Here is an 18,993-nt window from a genome sequence, read left to right as displayed (position 1 = left end):
TGTAACACCGGTGAAACATTCGTGTAAACCGGTGTTGTTAATTTAGCACCCTGAACAAACTGTAATTAATATACACAAAAGATGAAAAGATTTTCTTTACTTGCTAATGCCGTTGCGGCGGTGTTGATGTTCACGGCCTTTGGCAGCGCCAGAGCGTTGGCTGCGGGAGCCGACAGGCCGAAACTCGTTGTGGGAATTGTTGTTGACCAGATGCGCTGGGACTATCTTTACCGTTATTACGACATGTTTGGCGAAGGCGGATTCAGGCGTCTTATGAACGAGGGTTTCAGTTGTGAGAACACGATGATAAACTATGTGCCCTCGATAACGGCAGTTGGCCATGCGTCGATATACACCGGCACCGTGCCTGCCATACACGGAATAGCAGGCAACAACTTCCTGCTGAACGGCAAGATGGTGTACTGCTGCTCCGACTCAACCGTCAGTACAGTAGGCAGCAAGTCGGCTGAGGGCAAGATGTCGCCCCGCAACATGCTCACAACCACCATCGGAGACGAGCTTAAAATAGCCACCGACTTTAAGGCAAAAGTCATCGGCGTGTCGCTCAAAGACCGCGCCGCAATACTCCCTGCAGGACATGCTGCCGACGGAGCTTACTGGATTGACTATTCAACAGGCACCTTCATAAGCAGCACCTACTATATGAAAGAACTGCCGAAGTGGGCCGTTGACTATAACAAGAGCATCGGCAAGGTGACGAAAGACCAGATATGCTACACGCCGCTCGGCAACAAGATAACTGAGGAAATGGCCAAGGCTGCCGTGGCAGGAGAGCAGCTCGGCGGCGACAATGTAACCGACCTGCTTGCCGTAAGCTTCTCTTGCACAGACATGATAGGCCATAAGTATGGCACTCACAGCGACAAGACGCGTGAGATTTATGTTGACCTCGACAAGCGTCTGGCCGACCTGTTCGGCTATCTCGACCAGAATGTAGGCAAGGACCAGTATCTCGTGTTCCTCATGGCCGACCACGGAGCTGCCAACAGCATACAGCTGTCGCGCGAACACGGCATTCCTGCCGACGGCTTTGTAGTGCCGAAGGTTGAGAAGGAACTTGACGCGTATCTCATGAACAAGTTCGGCTCAAAGACCAGTCTGGTGCGCTGCATAGACAGCTACAAGGTGTTTATCAACCATGAGGCCGTTGAGGCTATGGCGGTAAGTCTTGACGACGTTAAGAAGGCTGCCATTGAGTGGCTGAAGAAAGACCCGATGTTTGCTTATGTGGTTGACCTTGAGCACGTGTCGGATGCAACGGTTCCTGCACTTATCCGCGAGAAGATTATCAACGGATACAACCGCATGCGCAGCGGCGACATACAGCTGATAGTGCAGCCGGCCAACTATGATGTGTATGGAGAGAAGATTGACGGCGGAACAACTCACGGTACATGGAACCCCTACGACGCGCACATTCCGTTCCTGCTGATGGGATGGCACGTAGAGCCGGGCGAGACTCACGAAAGAGTGTGGATGACAGACATCGTGCCTACGGTGTGCGCCATGATAGACATACAGATCCCTAACGGCAGCATCGGCAGTCCTGTTACAGCCGTTACTGACCGCTAAGACCAAGGGCGGCGAGCCTGCTGCTCATCTCGGCCACGCTGACCGTGCCAAGCACCACGCGGCCGTCTTTGTCGATAAGATATAAGGTGGGAATCCACCTGACGTTATAAGCCGTGGAAATAGAACTCTCTTTCCACGGCTTTAATTCGCTGAACTGAATCCAGCTAAGGCCGTTCTCGCTGATATACTGCTGCCACTGGTCTCTGTCGGTGTCGAACGAAACGCCAACAAACACCACGCCCTGCGGAGCATAAGTGGCATACATCTGCTTCATGTTTTCGGTTTCTTTCTGGCAGTCGGGACACCACGACGCCCAAAACTCTATCAGAACATACTGTCCGCGCAGCGAGCTGAGCGCGAAGCCCTCGGGCCGGCTGTCGGTGTATATCATGAAGTCGGGGGCAATGGTGCCTTCTTCCAGCATTCCTTTTCCGTATTCGTTGTCGTCGTCTCCGCCTACCGTGCATGAAGCCATGCATAGCAGTGCCGTCAGAAATGCAGTCAGCTTGATTATCAAAGTGTTGTTCATGTTGCCGTGTCTTTTGTTTTTGCCGGCCGGCCTGTTGGTGTGTGCCGTAGCCTGCCGCAAGGTTTAACATGTGTCTCTGTCTGCAAAAATAAGATATTTATGTCACTTCTGCAAGCCGCAGGGCTTACAACTTAATGCTGTCTGACGGTTTTTCTGTGCCTGGCCGTATGCGCCTCAGCCTTTCCGGGCAGGTTACGCTTGTCGTGTTTTGTGGCATTGCAAACAGAAAACTTTTTGATTTTGACGCTCTCAGAATGCCCATGCTCTTGGCAAAAGCATGGTTTCGGATGAAAAACTCCAATTTTTTAATGTTCTATGTAACGTCTTGCTTATCAGATGGTTATGCTTAAATGTACGATTATGCGTATGGCTTGAGAATGCAAAACGTGGCCTTTTGTATGCCAAAAGCATAGCTTTCATGATGCAAAACGGCACAAATCATGGCACAAATTCACTGCTTTCAGTGTGCAAAACTGATGGTTCGTTGGCTATTTTATGCCGATTTTGTGAACGTAAGTTAATGAAATGGGACTTTAGTCGGTATTAAATTAACATCCGTTTGAAGTCCGTCTTCCAGATTACAGAAAACTCTGTACATAATTACCCGCCTTGCCTACCATGCGAAAAGGCACAAAAAAAGTCTGCCGTCCGTAAGTTAAGGGCGGCAGACTCTTGTCTGTTTTATCATCAGTTTCAGGCTTGCGTCCGGCGTTCAGACAGCTTTCCTCGCGCAGGCAGCAAAGCCCTCGGCTTGTCAGTCTTTCTTGTTGTCGTAGGCGTGGAGCGGATAGTCTATCGTGTAGTGAAGTCCGCGGCACTCCTTGCGCTCTATTGCTTGGCGCGTAATCAGGTAGCCCACGTTGATCATGTTGCGCAGCTCGCAGATGTCGCGGCTTGCCTTTACGCGCTTAAACAGGGCTTCGGTCTCCTCATACAGCAGGTCGAGGCGGTCCCATGCGCGCTTCAGTCGCAGGTTACTTCTTACTATGCCCACGTAGTTGCTCATGGTCTGGCCAACCTCCTTTACGCTCTGTGTTATGAGAACCTTCTCCTCGTTGGTCATCGTTCCCTCGTCGTTCCACTCAGGAATCTGCGTGTTGAAGCTGTATTCGTCAACATGCTCGAGGCAGTGGCGTGCTGCAGCGTCGGCATATACAACGGCCTCAATCAGCGAGTTGCTTGCCAGGCGGTTGCCTCCGTGCAGTCCGGTGCATGAGCATTCGCCTATGGCATACAGGCGGTGTATGCTCGATTCGCCGTTGAGGTCAACCTTGATGCCTCCGCACATATAGTGGGCTGCAGGTCTTACGGGTATATAGTCTTTTGTGATGTCAATGCCTATCGACAGACACTTCTGGTAGATGTTGGGGAAGTGATGCTTGGTTTCCTCTGCGTCCTTGTGCGTAACGTCAAGGCATACGTGGTCAAGTCCGTGAATCTTCATCTCCTTGTCTATAGCGCGTGCAACGATGTCGCGTGGCGCAAGCGACAGGCGCTTGTCGTATTTCTCCATGAACGACTCGCCGTTAGGCAGCCTCAGTATGCCTCCGTAGCCGCGCATTGCCTCGGTGATGAGGTATGCCGGATGAGTCTCTCCGGGATGATAGAGCGCTGTCGGGTGGAACTGTACGAACTCCATGTCCTGCACTGTTCCCTTTGCGCGGTATACCATGGCCTCGCCGTCGCCCGTAGATATAATCGGGTTGGTGGTCGACTGGTACACGGCTCCGCATCCTCCCGTACACATAAGCGTAACCTTGCTCAGGTAAGTGTCCACCTTCTCTGTGTCAGGATTCAGCACGTAGGCACCGTAGCACTCAATGTCTGGTGTGCGTCTTGTCACCTCGATGCCCATATGGTGTTGCGTTATAATCTCTACCGCAAAGTGATTTTCCTTTATTTCTATCTCCGGCGTGTTCCTCACAGCCTCCATCAGGCCTCTCTGTATCTCGGCTCCCGTGTCGTCGGCATGGTGAAGGATACGGAACTCAGAGTGTCCTCCCTCGCGGTGAAGGTCAAACTCTCCGTTCTCTTTCTTGTCGAAGTTCACTCCCCATTTGACGAGTTCTGCTATTTGCGCCGGCGCGTTTCTTACAACTTGCTCCACAGCCTTGCGGTCGCTTATGTAGTCACCCGCAATCATTGTGTCCTCAATGTGCTTTTCAAAGTTGTCCACCTTGAGGTTGGTTACTGACGCTACGCCGCCTTGGGCAAACGCTGTGTTTGCCTCGTCAAGTGTAGTTTTGCAAATAATACATATCTTGCCTTTGTGTGCTCTTGCAATTTTAAGGGCATAGCTCATACCGGCAACTCCTGCGCCGATAATCAAAAAGTCGTATTTGAATACCATAAAGATATATTATAAAACATTTGCAAAAGTAATAAGAATTTTTGAAATTGAGTGTGCCTGATTTCTATTTTTGACATATATAAGGTTACTTTAAAACATCAAAATGCCACTTTTAATGATAAAATAGCTACCTTTGCATGGTCAAAAAAATAGATGTTGGTGGTCCGTGTGGCCTGTCTGCCGGCTTCGTCGGCGCGCTTTTGTCGCCCGCAGGCGTGTTGTCTGCCGATGCGCTGCTTTCGTGCCGTAAGACCGGCAAGGGCATTCTGCCATACGGCAAATATTTAAAAACAGTGTTTCAGTGAACCGTTCTTTCCATTATCGTGCGTCGTGGCTCAATTACACGTGCATAGCTGTAGTTGCAGGGGCAGCCATATATTCTCTATGGCACCGCTCTGCCGTCAATGCCCTTGTGGGCTTTTTGCTTATGGGTGTCGTCGTCCTGATGATAGAGAGGATAATACATACGGTCTATGTGCTCACGTCCGACGGACGGCTGATCATCAGCCGCGGCCGCTTTTCGCGCAGCCTGTCTGTCCCCGTCAACGAGATTATCCGCATGAGGGTGGTCAGGCCCGGTCTGCTTGGCGTGAGATACATCCTTATAGAGTATGGCGCAGGCCATGAAACCACTGTGCAGCCGGTCAATGAGGAGGCCTTCATGCGCGAGGTGAGAGACCGGCAGGAGCGCATAAGCTTAAACATTAATAAAGATGAAGATAAAGAATAACAGAAATACAGAATCTGCAATAAAGCTATTTTTTGCCTTGATGCTGGTTGCCATGGTGTCTGTTACGGGCATGGCAGGCGCGGCAAGCGGGCGCGGAAGCATGGCGGCATACGCTGTTAATGACGAAGATACGGCCGACGCCGACACCGTTATATCCGAAGAAGACCTGCCCTGGCCGGCAAATGTAAAGGCAAGGATAGGCTCGCTTCTTGAGAACGACATGTTCGAGACGTCGACAGTGGGCATTATGGTGTACGACCTTACGGCCGACTCGGCTATATTCTGCCACAACGCGCGGCAGCTTATGCGTCCGGCAAGCTCGCTGAAGATGATGGTGGCTGTGGCCGCGCTCGACAGGCTGGGCTATGGCTATAAGTATAAGACCACGCTTTCTTATTCAGGTACGATAGACAGCTGTGTGCTCAGGGGTGATATTTATTGCAAGGGCGACTTTGACCCTGCGTTCACAACGTCCGACCTTAACGACTTCGTAGACAGCCTGAAGAGTCTTGGCATCGACACTATTGCAGGCGACATCTGTGCCGATTTCTCCATGAAAGACGACGACCGCCTCGGCGAGGGATGGTGCTGGGACGACGACAACCCCGTGCTATCGCCGCTGCTTGTATCGCGAAAGGACGAATTCGTGGAGTCGTTCAGAAAGAAGCTTGACAGGGCAGGCATCGTCGTAGACGGCAGCGTGCGCTCATGCCGCACGCCCGGCAACGCCCGCAGGATATGCACCGTTGAGCGGGCTATTGGCGACGTGATGATCCGCATGATGAAAAAGAGCGACAATCTTTATTCCGAATCGGTGTTCTATCATCTGGCAGCGTCTTCCGGTTCTTATGCTCCTGCCACGGCTAAGCAGGGCCGCCAGGTTATGAACCGGCTGATTCAGCAGCTCGGATTCAAGCCTTCAAAGTATTACATTGCCGACGGTAGCGGCCTGTCTCTGTATAATTATGTGTCGCCCGAGCTTGAGGTGGCATTCCTGAAATATGCCTATAAGCATAAAAAGATATATGAGCCGCTGCGCGAACTCATGCCTGTGGCCGGCGTTGACGGCACGCTCGACGACCGCATGCTGCGTGGATATGCTCGCGGCAACGTGCATGCCAAGACCGGAACCGTTACCGGTGTGAGTGCCCTTGCGGGCTATTGCACGGCTGCCAACGGCCATGTGCTGTGCTTCTCGATAATCAACATGGGCATAAGACACTCGTCTTCGGGCCGCCGTTTTCAAGACCGCGTGTGCGAGGCGCTGTGCCGTCCTTGACCATAAGGCAGGCTAGTCCGTCATGGCTAGCCTGCCTTTTTAGTTTTTATGCCTAATTTTATTTAATAAAAAGTTTGGTAATATTACTTATGTTTATACCCGATAGGGTGTAATATGAGATAAAATTAATAAAATTATACCCTAAAAGGTATAATTGTTATATTTCTTTTGTATATTTGTACCCAAACGGGTATAAAATGGACGACAGACTGATAGCAGATTTTGTTAAAGAAATGCGAAAGAAGTTTAACCTCACTCAGGTAGACCTGGCCGACAAGTCGGGCGTTGGTCTGCGCTTTGTCCGTGAGCTGGAGCAGGGCAAGCAGACCTTGCGCATGGACAAAGTGAACCAGGTGCTGAGCCTTTTTGGCCGACAGGTGGGTGCCGTGGAGATACGCTCCGGGCGCGAACATGAGTAGGCTGTGCCGTGTGCCGTTATGCGGGGCATGGCCGTATGGCGTGTTTGTCTCCGTGTTTTTTATTCCTTACAGACTAAAACCTTGTGCCTATGAAAACAGCGATAGTATATCTTTACGACCGTCTGGCAGGGCGACTCACTGAAGACGAGAACGGATTTACGTTCTTGTACGACCCAGACTTTCTTGCTTCCGACGGGGCGGAGGCCGTCAGCCTTACGCTGCCGCTTACCGACAAGCCTTATCACGACACCGTGCTGTTTCCGTTTTTCGACGGACTTATTCCTGAGGGATGGCTCCTCAACATTGCCGAGAAGAGCTGGAAGATAAACCAGCGCGACCGCATGTCGCTGCTTCTTGCCTGCTGCAAGGACTGCATAGGGGCTGTGAGCGTGGTGCCGGAACAGGACGACAAGGAAGAAGAACGGGAAGAATGAAAAATTAAAAGGTAAAAATTAAAAATTTAAATCCTCTTTCTCGGTGTTCTTTTGTTTATCCAATTATGAATTATGAATTAATAATTATGAATTAACCATGAGGTGTCTTTATTGTTACAAGGAGTTGAAGGAGGGGCAGACCGACTTTCATCCGGCTTGTGCCCGCAAGTTTTTCGGCACGCGCAATGCGCCTTCATTGCCTTATGTCAGGGCGCAGCTGGGCGACCTGGCACGTCAGGTGGTGCGCAGTCAGACTACGCTTACGGGTGTGCAGGCAAAGCTCTCGCTCGACATCGACCGCGGAGGCAGGAACGAGCCCGACCGCTTTACCATCGTTGGCCTGTGGGGACGCTTCATCCTGAAGCCTCAGACCACCACATACCGCGCGCTGCCCGAGCTTGAAGACCTGACGATGCATCTGGCCGAGGCTGCCAAGATTACCGTCGTTCCGCATAGCCTTATACGCTTCAGCGACGGCGAGCTGTGCTACATAACAAGGCGAATAGACCGCACGGCCGACGGGCACAAGATACCGATGGAGGATATGTGCCAGCTGACGGAGAGGCTTACCGAGTATAAATATAAAGGCTCTTACGAGCAGATAGCCAAGGCGATAAAGAAATATTCGGCCACGCCGAAGCTCGATGTGGTAAACTTCTGGGAGGTTGTTGTCTTCTCATGGATAACGGGCAACGCCGACATGCACCTGAAAAACTTCTCGCTTTACAACGCCATGGACGGCTCGTATACGCTCACTCCGGCTTACGACATGCTCTCAACGGCCCTCGTAATGCCCGAGGACACCGAGGAACTGGCTCTGACGCTCAACGGAAAGAAGCGCAAGCTGCGCAAGGCCGACTTCATAAAGTCGATAGCTTCGTCGGGCATTGAGGAGAAGGTGATAGAGAACATGGCGCGCAAGTTCAGCCGTGTGTTGCCTAAGTGGTTTGAGCTTATCGACATGTCGTTCCTGCCGGAAGACATGAAGCATCAGTATAAGACGCTCATCCTGCGCCGCATAATAATGCTGAAATAGGATAATCTCAGGGCTTGGCGGTAGCTGCTGAGGCAGATGCATATCGCCGGTTGGGCTTGGCCGGTGGGCTGATGCAGCCATGCCTGCTTGATGCTCTTGCCGCATCATATCGCCGTTGCTTATGTCTTTCGTAACCTACACATATTCAGCACGTTACAAAAGGCCGTCTTTCACCTTCCGAAAGACGGCTTTTTAGCATGTAAAAGGTGCCCTTTTGCATGCCGAAAGATGGCCTTTTGCAAAGCGGGTGTTCCCGGTCTGTCTTTTCCTGAAATAGGTTGACAGTTTTTGTTTAAATAAACTACATTATTTTACACACTCTGGATAGAGGTACTGGAATGGTTGACATCGCATCGGGAAATGTGCCGCTTTACTTTACATTCCCGGTCTTTGTCAGGCGGCCCCGCGGGGCCGCCTGACAAAATCGCAGCAAAGATACTATCTTCCATTGTCATTTTCTCCATGCCCCACCTTTTTTTTCCTTTTCCACAGCCGTTTTTGTTCGCCGCTCCCGGCGTGCGCCGTCTCCGGGGTGTTGTTGCCGATGCTCATGTGGGGCCTGCGCGTGTTGTAAAAGTCGATGTACCTTCCGATGACCTCGCCGGCCGTGGCTATGTCGGCGAAGGCGCGCCGGCGGTTTACGGCCTCCTGCTTTATTATGCCGTTGACGCGCTCGGCCACGGCGTTGTCGGTGGGGTTGTAGTCCTCGGTCATGCTCACCGATATGCCGTGTCGCCCCAGCTCGCCGATGTAGGCGTCGCAGCAGTACTGCACCCCGCGGTCGGAGTGGTGGACGAGGCCGTCAAGACGGTCCGTGCCGCGCACCGCCACGGCATGGGCTATGGCCTGCCTGAGGGCGTCGAGCGACTCCGAGGCGCGCAGCGACGGCGAGACCTTGTGGCCTACGACCTTGTGCGAGTAGGCATCGGTGACCAAGTGCAGGTAGCACGTGCTACCGCATTCGAGTGGTATGTAGGTTATGTCGGCCACCCACAGCTGGTTCGCGGCGGTGGGCGTGAAGCCGCGAACCAGGTTCTTCCACTTGTGGTAGCGGTGGTTCGAGTCGGTCGTGCGGCGGGGCTTCGGACGCGCCAGCACGAGGCCACGACGGCGGAGCAGGCGGAAGAAGCGGTCGCGGCCGGGCATACGTTCGCGGCCGAAGACAGAGCAGAGCATCAGCCACAGCTTGCGGCAGCCTATGCCAGGGGCCTCCGAGCGTATGGCGTCCACCTTCTCCAATATGCTGCGCTCGCTCAAAGAGGGCTTCACGCCGCAGGCCCGCAACCGGTAGTAGGCCTGGCGGCTGCGGCCAAACAGACGGCACGCGGACGAGACTTCCACGCCGCGTCCGCTGACCAGTTCCGTCACTGCTTGGCCCCATGTTTTTTTCTTATGGATATTTCATACTCACGCTCGGCGATGTCTATCATCACGTCGCGCGCCTCCGTCTCCAAACGTGAGTACGCAAGCGCTTTCTCCAACTCGCGCACGCGCTTGCGCAGGGCCGCGTTCTCATCCCTGTATTCCTCTTTGCTGCGTCTTGCCATGCCGTCGTATTCTTCTTCCGACGGCAAAGATAAGGTTTTATCCCCATACTTTGACAGCCATGACGACAATAACGTCGGATTACACAGGCCATACTTCTTTGCACACTTGCGCTTGCTCATGCCTGACGAGTAATACTCACGAAGGACGCTCAATTTGAACTCATCGCTGTACTTTGTTGGACTCTTTCGCATTGTTTTACACATTTTTTATTGTTCATAAATGTGTCAACTTTTGCCAGGACAAGACAGTCTTTGCTGTCTGACATTCATTTCGGGGCGTTATCCGTGAAATGTCAGACAAATGTCAGTAAGTTTTTTCACTGCAAAAAAGCCAAATCGTTACTTTTGCATAGTTGCCACAGCTTGCGCCGGGCTGCTGCCGCTCAGCCGTCGGTATGTGTGCCTTCGGCATGCAGACTGAATGTCCGGCAGCAGCGGCAGCATGCTTGCGCAATATAACAACCCGGATAGTTCAGATTTAAGCATTATGCGAAAGATACTTGTTTTTGCCATCTTGCTCACGGCTTTGGCTTTCGGCATAGACGCCCTTGACCGCAAGGACGATATGCCCGACATGGAACGGCGGCTCATGGAGCGGCTCAACGTGGCGCCGCTTGCAGAATATAAAGACCGCGACTTTGGCTTCGTGGCACGTTATCCCGACATATTCGTAAAGAACAACGACACCACCGGCCGCTATTTCGGATGCTCGCGCTTCGACTTCTGGCAGCTCACGATAGAGTGCTACGTGGTCTACGACAGAAAGGAGCGCGGCTTTAGGGAGTATATGGACTCGATAGCCTCTGCCATGAAGGCCGACTCATGCCGCCGCAGGGGTAACAGTTTTGTGGTGTCGTCGCCGCTTTATGAGGACGGGATGCTCATCGACGGATTCCGTTATTATGCAAAATATGTCAAGGGCGACAATGTATGGTTTGTCTATGCGCTGCATTATCCGGCGGCATACAGCAAGTCGCTCGGCCGTCTGTTCAGTCTTGTAGACGGATGGCAGGTGTGGAAATGAGCGTCATGCGGACGTGCCTGAAACTTTCGTAGTGTGGTGCAGCTCGTTTAACCGTCAACCGTTCATTGCCCGAATGTGATTTTATCCTATAGACACATATATGCTCTAAGCCGTTCTATTCTTTTCTGTTGTCGTCTTGCCGTCTGCCTTTCGTGTCGTGGTCAGCATTCTCTGCCGGAAACATACCGCAACAATGCTGATTTATGATGGCCGGTTTTGGGGGCGAAAAAGCGTCATGTGACGAGTTGTGATGAGTTGACAATTCAACTCGTCACACTGCATCTTGCTGATATTCTGCATGTTAAGGCCGGTTGTGACGAGTGACGAGTTTTTTAAGAAAAAGTTTTTCTGTCATTCTGCCTGGCAGCGAGCGGCAGCATAAGTCGGGCAGATTGTTATATGGCAGATAACAGAATATGGTAAAAACGAAGCCAGGCACATAGCGGAAACCGGTTCCGTATGTGCCTGGCTGTTGTTGTTACGCATCGTAACGTATCAAATAAAAAGACTTTCAGATATCTTTGCCGAGACCGTCTTCATGTCTTTTCGTTTGTTCATTGTTTATTCCTCTGCGGCTTTCTCCTCAACTGTTCGGAAGTTTACCAAGTCTTCCTCGATGAAGCTCTTTACATAAGCAGAGTGGCCAATCACCTCAGCCTCAGCATGGCGTACATATACGTTGGCGCTCTTTGTGAAGAGGTGAGGAGCACGTGTGGCGTCGCTCAATATGAGCAGTGACATGATTATGTCGCCGGTCATCTCGTACAGACGGCGTGCAAGGAAGTCCTGAACCTCCTGGTTGCCGGCCTCCTTAACATAGTTTACGGCCTGCTCATAGAGTTCTGTCATCTTGGCAACGCGTATCTGCAGCGGCTTCAGCTCTTCGGCAACCTCTTCAGCCAGCATCTCCTTGATGATAGAGAGGTAAGTTCCGTTGGTGATGTAGCGTATAGCGGCAACCACCTGCAGCTGCGTCGTACCCTCGTAGATAGAGAAGATACGTGCGTCGCGGTAGAGGCGCTGGCTCTTATACTCCATGATGAAGCCCGAACCGCCGTGAACCTGTATTGCGTCGTAGGCGTTCTGGTTTACATATTCAGAGTTCATACCCTTTGCCAGCGGTGTGAATGCGTCTGCCAGACGTGTGTAGGTCTTCATCTCCTGGCGCTCCTCAGGTGTGAGCTTGCGCTCCTTCGAGATGTCCTCGAGAGCCTTGTAGAGGTCAACGTAGCGTGCTGTCTGATACAGAATGCTGCGTCCGGCGTCGAGTTTTGCCTTCATGCGTGCCAGCATGTCGTATACGGCCGGGAAGTTAATGATGGCCTTGTCAAACTGCTTGCGTTCCTTGGCGTATGCAAGAGCCTCGTTGTATGCAGCCTGGCTTACGCCCACGCTCTGTGCTGCGATGCCCAGACGTGCGCCGTTCATAAGTGCCATTACATATTTGATAAGACCCATGCGTGTGCTTCCGCAAAGCTCAGCCTTGGCGTTCTTGTATACAAGCTCGCAGGTAGGTGAGCCGTGGATACCCAGCTTGTTCTCAATGTGGCGCACTGTTACGCCGCCCTGACGCTTGTCATAGATAAACATTGACAGTCCGCGGCCGTCGTGTGTGCCGGCTTCGCTTCTTGCCAGAACGAGGTGGATGTCAGAGTCGCCGTTGGTGATGAAGCGCTTTACGCCGTTGAGCAGCCAGCAGCCTTCTTCCTCGCTGTATGTAGCCTTGAGCATTACGCGCTGCAGGTCGGAACCTGCGTCGGGCTCGGTGAGGTCCATACTCATTGTCTCGCCTGCGCAGACACGCGGAATATACTTCTGGCGCTGCTCCTCGTTGCCGAACTCATAGAGAGTCTCTATGCAGTCCTGAAGGCTCCATATGTTCTGGAAGCCGGCGTCGGCTGCGGCAACAATCTCAGAAGCCATAGAGTATGGCGTAACCGGCATGTTGAGGCCGCCGTAGCGGCGAGGCATTGATATGCCCCAGAGTCCTGCCTTGCGTGTAACGTCAAGGTTCTCGTAGGTCTTCGATGCGTAGTGCATGCGTCCGTCAACGAGGTGCGGACCCTCGAGGTCTACTTCCTCACTGTTGGGCTCGAGCACGTTGGCAGCAATGTCGCCTGTAATCTCAAGCACTCTTTTATAATTCTCCAAAGCGTCCTGATAGTCAACAGGTGCGTCTGCATATTCATCCTTGTCGGCGAAGTTGCGCTCCTTCAGTTCGACAATCCTTTTCATTAAAGGATGGTTGAGGTGAAACTCAAACTCAGGATGGTCTGTATAATAGTTTGCCATTGTTGTTATTCTTTTTATGAGATAAATGGGAGCTGTGTTACGGCTGGCGTCGTGTCAGGGCCTTGCCTTGTGTCTGCCGCCGTGCGCCGGCTGTCGCGATGCGTAGGGCATGCTGTGCCGGCTTGTGGCTGTGAGGTTCAACTCCCGGTTTATTTGATTATTTGCTGTTCTGCTTGTAATACTTGATGAGTTTCGGAACCACGTCTTCAACGTTGCCTACGATTACGTAGTCGGCAATCTGGTTGATAGGAGCGTCGGGGTCGTTGTTCACCGAGATGATGATGCCTGAGTCCTGCATGCCGGCTATGTGCTGTATCTGGCCTGAGATACCGCAGGCGATATATACTTTAGGATGAACGGTTACACCGGTCTGTCCGATCTGTCTGTCGTGGTCAACGAAGCCTGCGTCAACAGCGGCGCGGCTTGCTCCAACCTCTCCGTGAAGTTCCTTTGCCAGCTTGAACAGCATGTCGAAGCCTTCCTTGCTGCCTACGCCGTAGCCTCCGGCAACAACGATGGGTGCGCCTTTAAGGTTGTTCTTAGCCTTCTCAACATGGCGGTCGATAACCTTTACGATATAGTCGGTTGTGGGAACATACTTCGCAACGTCGGCATAAACCACCTCGCCCTTGTAGTTCTCGTCGAGAATCTCGCGCTTCATCACGCCCTCGCGCACTGTAGCCATCTGCGGACGGTGGTCAGGGTTGACGATAGTGGCAACGATGTTTCCGCCGAAAGCGGGGCGTATCTGATACAGGAGGTTCTCATAGTGCTTGCCTGTCTTTTTGTCGTCGTAGTCGCCAATCTCGAGCTGTGTGCAGTCTGCGGTGAGTCCGCTTGTGAGAGATGACGATACGCGCGGACCGAGGTCGCGGCCTATTACGGTTGCTCCCATGAGGCAAATCTGCGGCTGTTCTTCCTTGAACAGATTTACCAGGATAGATGTATGCGGTGCGGATGTGTAGGGGAACAGTCCTTCTGCGTCGAATACAAACAGCTTGTCGACGCCGTAGGGCAGTATCTGGCTTTCCACTTTGCCCTTGATGCCTGTACCGGCAACCACGGCGTTGAGCTCAACACCGAGCTGGTTGGCCAGCTTGCGTCCTTTGGTGAGTAATTCTTGAGATACTTCGGCAACGGCAGTACCCTCTATTTCGCAATAAACAAAAACGTTATTCATAATTTACTTGCTTTATTTGTGAAAGAAAACCGGGAACGTGTCCTTGTGCATTTCTGTGGCATCATGCGTCCGCAGTTGCCGTTAAGGCGGCGGAAGACATGTGCCGCGGGCAGTTCCGCAGGTTCTTTTTATCCAATAATCTTTTCGTCCAACAGTTCTTTGATGAGGCAGTCGATCTCGTCGTCACAGCATGTGAGAGTCTTGCATTCCTTTGCCTGGAACACAATGTTCTTAACGGCTTTCACCTTTGTGGGCGAGCCTGCCAGTCCGCACTGCTGCGGGTCGCCGTCAACGTCGGCCACTGACCATTGGTTAAGTGTAAGATAAGGACGCTTCTCGTAGAGCTCGGCATAAGGCATGTCGGGTGTGCGCTCGAGCGGAACGGTGGCGTATTTGTATTTCATAACGAGTTTTGCGTTGCAGGGGCGGCATGGTGCTGCGCTTCCGTTTACGGTTATCAGCACGGGCATCGGAGTCTCTACGGTTTCAACGCCTCCGTCGATGTGGCGGCGTATGGTGAGCTTTCCGTCCTCGCATTTCAGTATTTCCTCTGCATAGGTAACCTGAGCGAGGCCCAGCTTCTGAGCCACCTGAGGTCCTACCTGTGCGGTGTCGCCGTCGATAGCCTGACGTCCGCCTATAATGATGTCGGCTCCGCCAATCTTCTTGATGGCTGTAGCCAGTGCGTAAGAAGTGGCCAGGGTGTCAGCTCCGGCAAACAGGCGGTCGGTAAGCAGCCAGCCTGTGTCGGCTCCACGATAAAGTCCCTGACGGATTATTTCGGCTGCACGCGGAGGTCCCATGGTGAGGATTCCTACGGTTGAGCCCGGATTCTGTTCTTTCAGTCTGAGTGCCTGTTCAAGGGCATTAAGGTCTTCAGGGTTAAAGATTGCCGGCAGCGCGGCGCGGTTAACAGTGCCTTCGGCTGTCATCGCATCTTTGCCCACATTCCTCGTGTCGGGTACTTGTTTTGCAAGTACGATGATTTTCAAATTCATAGATTAAGCTTATAATGTAAATTCTTAGATTGCAAAAATACACTATTTTTGCTTTTTGACAAAAAAAACGGGCAAAAACGTACGTTTTTACCCGTGTATTTAAACCCTTTTAAACGGTTGCGGCATGTGCAACGCGTGTTGTGTCCGCACACATAATAATGCTCTGCTTCACTGATGTCAGGCGCTGATGCCGCCTCACCGTCTTGCAGGCTGTTGTTACTTGTTGCGCTTCTGCAGAGTCATCAGCACTTTTCCGTCGGCTGACTTCAGCGTAAGCGTGCTGTTGTCCTTCAGCTCGTAAGCCTTAACTTCGTTGACAGCCTTGAGCACCTGCTCCTCGGTCTTCATGTCGTGGCACATCATCCGTGTGCTGCCTACTGTGCCGAAAGATATTGTGCCCTTCTTTGCGTCAGCGTCAAGCTGGCCGAAGATGCGGTTGCAGCTTGTGCTTCCGTACATGCTCTTCTTTTCAACATCGAATCCTATGAAGGCTTCGTTGTCGTTGTCTGCCTTTGTTATGCTTTGACCGTTAACTTCGGTTATTTTCCATTCTCCGTTTAGTGCAGACACTGATGATGCAGCGCTGTTAGATGTCTTGCATGACGTTGTGGCTGCGAGCAGTCCTGCCATGCATAATGCTACAAATACTTTTTTCATTCCTTTTACTCTTTATTGTTAATAAAATGTTGTCTTTCAGGCTTTTGCCGGTTGCGTCCGGTCTTTCTGGCCGGTGCTTCCAGCCTGATTGCAGTGGCCTTTTTGACCATTTGGGGTGCAAATTTAAGTAAATTATCGATGAAAAAGTAAAATAAAGACCATAAATAACTAATGTTTCGCATAATTCCGTTTTTTTTGCATATGGCCTTATGCGTGGTCATTACGCCTGCCGTATGCCGTTGCATCAGTGGTGCGGCGCGCCTTTTCCGGCGGCTTTGCGACTATGAAAATTCATGTCGTTTAATCGGCTGTTTTGCTTACATATTGATTTCTGCTGACGCTCCCATACCGCGATATTTGCAGATAAAACTCCGCCGGACGAAAATAATGCAGATATTGGTGTGCAGCGTGTAAGGCGCACTTCTACAGCGGTTTACGGGCTGCTGCTGTCGACGTGTGCATCTTTTTGATGCGCTTTATTGGCTGAAAGCATGCCTTTTGCATGTCGAAAGCTGCCGTTTCGGGTTGTGCTTTGCACTCTTTTAGGCATTAAAAAGCACTGTGTTATATCGGCGGTGCAGTTCGTTTTTACTGCTGTGTTGGTCGTTTTGTCGTGTTGAGGCTGCCGGTCTGCGTTACCCCTTGTGGCTTTCGGTGCGGATATTTCTCCAGAATGGTCAGTAAAGTTGTATTTTCTCTGTTTACGTTTTGCGCGTCATGCTGCTCCGCCGGTTTGCAAAGTGTCATTCTGCCGTCATGGCTCACTTTGTTCATAATATCCCGTAATGCCTTCATGACAGGTCTGTTTGCCGTTCCGTCGTACCGATAAATATATGTTCCGATTATACAAAAATCAGTCGGCCACTTGCTTATCTCGCTATTTATATTTAATTTTGCATTAGTTCGTCCGCAGCCGTTCTGTCAGCCTAAGGCGGCAGGGCGGTGATATGCCGGACGTTTTAATGCTTATGATAGATCAGGCAACGATAGACAAGATAATGGATGCCGCCAACATTGTTGACGTGGTGTCTGAGTTTGTTTCGCTCCGCAAGGCGGGCGTAAACTATAAGGGACTGTGCCCCTTCCATAACGAGAAGACTCCTTCGTTCGTGGTGTCGCCCGCCAAGGGCTACTGCCACTGCTTTTCGTGCGGCAAGGGCGGCAATCCCGTAGGCTTCATCATGGAGCACGAACAGATGACATATCCCGAGGCGCTGAGGTGGCTTGCCAAGAAATATCACATAGAGATACAGGAGCGCGAACTCTCGGACGAGGAGAAGCGCGAGGCGAGCGAGCGCGAGAGTATGTTTATCGTGAACGACTGGGCGCTTAAATACTTCCAGGACAACCTGATGAACACCCGCGACGGGCAGGCCATCGGCATGCAGTATTTCCGTTCGCGCGGATTCCGCGACGACACGATATATAAGTTCCAGCTGGGCTATGCGCTGCCTGAACGCGACGCGCTGGCACGTGCAGCCCTGGCAAAAGGCTTCAAGGAGCAGTTTCTGATAGAGACCGGCTTGTGCTACCGCAAGGAGAACGGACAGCTTCAGGACAGATATGCCGGCCGTGTGATATTTCCCGTGCATACAATAACGGGGCGCGTGGTGGCCTTCGGCGGGCGCATACTTACCAACGACAAGAATGTGGCAAAGTATGTCAACTCGCCCGAGTCGCAGATATACCACAAGAGCAACGAGCTCTACGGCATATATCAGGCCAAGCAGGCTATAACGCGAAACGACCGCTGCTATCTAGTCGAGGGATATATCGACGTTACATCGATGCACCAGAGCGGCGTTGAAAACGTAGTGGCATCGTCGGGAACATCGCTCACCACGGGGCAGATACGCCTCATACGCCGCTTTACGAAAAACATCACCGTGCTCTACGACGGCGACTCTGCCGGCATACATGCTTCTATACGAGGCATAGACATGCTCCTGGCCGAGGGAATGAACGTAAAGGTGCTGCTGCTGCCCGACGGCGACGACCCCGACAGCTTTGCGCGTAAGCACACCGCACAGGAGTTTCGCGACTATATCGAAGCGCATCAGACCGACTTCATCGAGTTTAAGACCAACCTGCTGCTAAAGGGCGTAACCGACCCGATAAAGCGCTCGCAGGCCATAAGCAGCATTATCAAGAGCGTGTCTGTAATAGACGACCAGATAACCAGGGCCACATACATGACCGAATGCTCACACCGGCTTGGCATAAACGAGGCTACGCTCGTAAGCACTGTCAACAAGTTTATACAGGGCGAGATGGAGGAGCAGCTCAAGGAGGCAAGGCGCGAGGAGGCAAGAGCCGCCGCACAGCCGCCTGCAGTGGAGGTAGACGCCAAGTCGGATGTAGAGTCGAAGGTCGAATACATGCTCACGCAGATGGTGGTACGCCACGGCAACGAGGTGCTATATAAAGATGTGGAGACCGAGGACGGCGGAAAGATCAACCTGAGTGTGTCGCAGTATATCAGCTATGACCTTGGGGCAGACGGACTCAAGTTCCACAACGAGCTTTACAACCGCATACTGCAGGAAGCCGTTGAACACAACGACGACGAAGGCTTCAACTCAGAGGCCTACTTCACCCATCATCCCGACATCGAAGTGAGCCGCGTGGCCACCGACATGGCCATCGACCATTTTCAGCTGAGCCGCAGCCTGCAGGTGAAGAGAGATGAGGACACGCTCCGCAACCAGGTGATACATCTCATACTCGACTTCCGCCTTGACTATGTTGAGCATAAGATGGAAGACCTGAAGCGCGAGATAACCCAGGCATCAGGCGACACCGAAAAGATGATGAGCCTCATGGCCGAATATAAGGACATGCAGGGCATACGCAACTCGATAGCCAAAGAACTCGGCAGCGAGATAATCGTGTGACGTGGCATCTCATGCAGCATCATGCTGCGTG

The 18,993-nt window shown here is 52.1% G+C and carries 19 protein-coding genes; 9 read left to right on the top strand and 10 right to left on the bottom strand.

Annotated features, from left to right (window positions below; genetic code table 11):
- Positions 1 to 81 precede the first annotated feature (81 nt).
- Positions 82 to 1,593 (top strand): alkaline phosphatase family protein, encoded by a 1,512-nt coding sequence (locus ACU52_RS04775; RefSeq protein WP_053397948.1) that lies wholly within the window; start codon positions 82 to 84, stop codon positions 1,591 to 1,593.
- Here ACU52_RS04775 and ACU52_RS04770 read toward each other — a convergent pair.
- Both ACU52_RS04770 and nadB read right to left on the bottom strand, forming a co-directional pair.
- Positions 1,580 to 2,122 (bottom strand): TlpA family protein disulfide reductase, encoded by a 543-nt coding sequence (locus tag ACU52_RS04770; RefSeq protein ID WP_021855688.1) that lies wholly within the window; start codon positions 2,120 to 2,122, stop codon positions 1,580 to 1,582. The two genes, ACU52_RS04775 and ACU52_RS04770, sit on opposite strands and share 14 nt — an antisense overlap.
- Positions 2,123 to 2,876: 754 nt before the next feature.
- A complete protein-coding gene (nadB, locus tag ACU52_RS04760) occupies positions 2,877 to 4,472 on the bottom strand; it encodes an L-aspartate oxidase (protein ID WP_021855687.1) in 1,596 nt (531 codons plus the stop codon).
- Between the two features lie 137 nt (positions 4,473 to 4,609).
- On the opposite strand from nadB, the gene ACU52_RS15020 reads away from it, so the two are divergent.
- The 6 genes from ACU52_RS15020 to ACU52_RS04735 all read left to right on the top strand — a co-directional run bounded on the left by ACU52_RS15020 (position 4,610) and on the right by ACU52_RS04735 (position 8,370).
- Positions 4,610 to 4,777 (top strand): hypothetical protein, encoded by a 168-nt coding sequence (locus ACU52_RS15020; protein WP_156316885.1) that lies wholly within the window; start codon positions 4,610 to 4,612, stop codon positions 4,775 to 4,777.
- Positions 4,774 to 5,202, top strand: coding sequence for a PH domain-containing protein (locus ACU52_RS04755; RefSeq protein WP_021855685.1), 429 nt, complete (start codon positions 4,774 to 4,776; stop codon positions 5,200 to 5,202). The genes ACU52_RS15020 and ACU52_RS04755 overlap by 4 nt, the downstream gene beginning before the upstream one ends.
- Positions 5,186 to 6,481 carry a D-alanyl-D-alanine carboxypeptidase/D-alanyl-D-alanine endopeptidase gene (gene dacB, locus ACU52_RS04750; protein WP_053397945.1) on the top strand — a complete coding sequence of 432 codons (1,296 nt, stop codon included), beginning with the start codon at positions 5,186 to 5,188 and terminating at the stop codon, positions 6,479 to 6,481. Before ACU52_RS04755 ends, dacB begins: the two co-directional genes overlap by 17 nt.
- A gap of 197 nt (positions 6,482 to 6,678) precedes the next feature.
- Positions 6,679 to 6,900, top strand: a complete 222-nt coding sequence (locus ACU52_RS04745) for a helix-turn-helix transcriptional regulator (RefSeq protein WP_021855683.1) — start codon at positions 6,679 to 6,681, stop codon at positions 6,898 to 6,900.
- An 89-nt stretch (positions 6,901 to 6,989) separates the two neighbouring features.
- Entirely contained in the window at positions 6,990 to 7,334 is a 345-nt protein-coding gene (locus ACU52_RS04740) for a HipA N-terminal domain-containing protein (protein ID WP_021855682.1), read from the top strand.
- A 97-nt stretch (positions 7,335 to 7,431) separates the two neighbouring features.
- A complete protein-coding gene (locus ACU52_RS04735; RefSeq protein ID WP_053397944.1) occupies positions 7,432 to 8,370 on the top strand; it encodes a HipA domain-containing protein in 939 nt (312 codons plus the stop codon).
- A 438-nt stretch (positions 8,371 to 8,808) separates the two neighbouring features.
- On the opposite strand, the gene ACU52_RS04730 is transcribed toward ACU52_RS04735, so the two are convergent.
- Together ACU52_RS04730 and ACU52_RS04725 are read right to left on the bottom strand one after the other, a co-directional pair.
- A complete protein-coding gene (locus ACU52_RS04730) occupies positions 8,809 to 9,738 on the bottom strand; it encodes an IS3 family transposase (protein ID WP_162207748.1) in 930 nt (309 codons plus the stop codon).
- The gene (locus ACU52_RS04725) at positions 9,735 to 10,109 is read right to left on the bottom strand and encodes a transposase (protein WP_053397995.1); all 375 of its coding nucleotides are present in this window, start codon (positions 10,107 to 10,109) and stop codon (positions 9,735 to 9,737) included. Before ACU52_RS04725 ends, ACU52_RS04730 begins: the two co-directional genes overlap by 4 nt.
- Before the next feature lie 295 nt (positions 10,110 to 10,404).
- Here ACU52_RS04725 and ACU52_RS04720 point away from each other — a divergent pair, with 295 nt between their 5' ends.
- The gene (locus tag ACU52_RS04720; protein WP_147630772.1) at positions 10,405 to 10,941 is read left to right on the top strand and encodes a hypothetical protein; all 537 of its coding nucleotides are present in this window, start codon (positions 10,405 to 10,407) and stop codon (positions 10,939 to 10,941) included.
- A 561-nt stretch (positions 10,942 to 11,502) separates the two neighbouring features.
- Here the strand turns inward: ACU52_RS04720 and ACU52_RS04715 are convergent.
- From ACU52_RS04715 to ACU52_RS04690, 6 genes are all read right to left on the bottom strand, one after another.
- A complete protein-coding gene (locus ACU52_RS04715; RefSeq protein WP_053397942.1) occupies positions 11,503 to 13,233 on the bottom strand; it encodes an acyl-CoA dehydrogenase family protein in 1,731 nt (576 codons plus the stop codon).
- Between the two features lie 157 nt (positions 13,234 to 13,390).
- The gene (locus ACU52_RS04710) at positions 13,391 to 14,413 is read right to left on the bottom strand and encodes an electron transfer flavoprotein subunit alpha/FixB family protein (protein ID WP_021855678.1); all 1,023 of its coding nucleotides are present in this window, start codon (positions 14,411 to 14,413) and stop codon (positions 13,391 to 13,393) included.
- Between the two features lie 128 nt (positions 14,414 to 14,541).
- Positions 14,542 to 15,411: an electron transfer flavoprotein subunit beta/FixA family protein gene (locus tag ACU52_RS04705; protein ID WP_053397941.1), complete on the bottom strand. Its 870-nt coding sequence runs from the start codon at positions 15,409 to 15,411 to the stop codon at positions 14,542 to 14,544.
- Between the two features lie 216 nt (positions 15,412 to 15,627).
- The gene (locus ACU52_RS04700) at positions 15,628 to 16,068 is read right to left on the bottom strand and encodes an META domain-containing protein (protein WP_021855676.1); all 441 of its coding nucleotides are present in this window, start codon (positions 16,066 to 16,068) and stop codon (positions 15,628 to 15,630) included.
- Between the two features lie 5 nt (positions 16,069 to 16,073).
- Entirely contained in the window at positions 16,074 to 16,250 is a 177-nt protein-coding gene (locus ACU52_RS15470) for a hypothetical protein (RefSeq protein WP_204374654.1), read from the bottom strand.
- Between the two features lie 406 nt (positions 16,251 to 16,656).
- Positions 16,657 to 16,863 (bottom strand): hypothetical protein, encoded by a 207-nt coding sequence (locus ACU52_RS04690; protein ID WP_053397938.1) that lies wholly within the window; start codon positions 16,861 to 16,863, stop codon positions 16,657 to 16,659.
- Positions 16,864 to 17,036: 173 nt separating this feature from the next.
- Between ACU52_RS04690 and dnaG the strand changes: the two genes are divergently transcribed.
- Positions 17,037 to 18,962 carry a DNA primase gene (gene dnaG, locus ACU52_RS04685; protein ID WP_053397994.1) on the top strand — a complete coding sequence of 642 codons (1,926 nt, stop codon included), beginning with the start codon at positions 17,037 to 17,039 and terminating at the stop codon, positions 18,960 to 18,962.
- Positions 18,963 to 18,993 lie beyond the last annotated feature (31 nt).

The sequence above is a fragment of the Xylanibacter rarus genome (assembly GCF_001275135.1).
Classification (GTDB): domain Bacteria; phylum Bacteroidota; class Bacteroidia; order Bacteroidales; family Bacteroidaceae; genus Prevotella; species Prevotella rara.
Note: the sequence above shows the minus strand (reverse complement) of the source record. Positions and strands in the feature narration are given on the sequence as shown.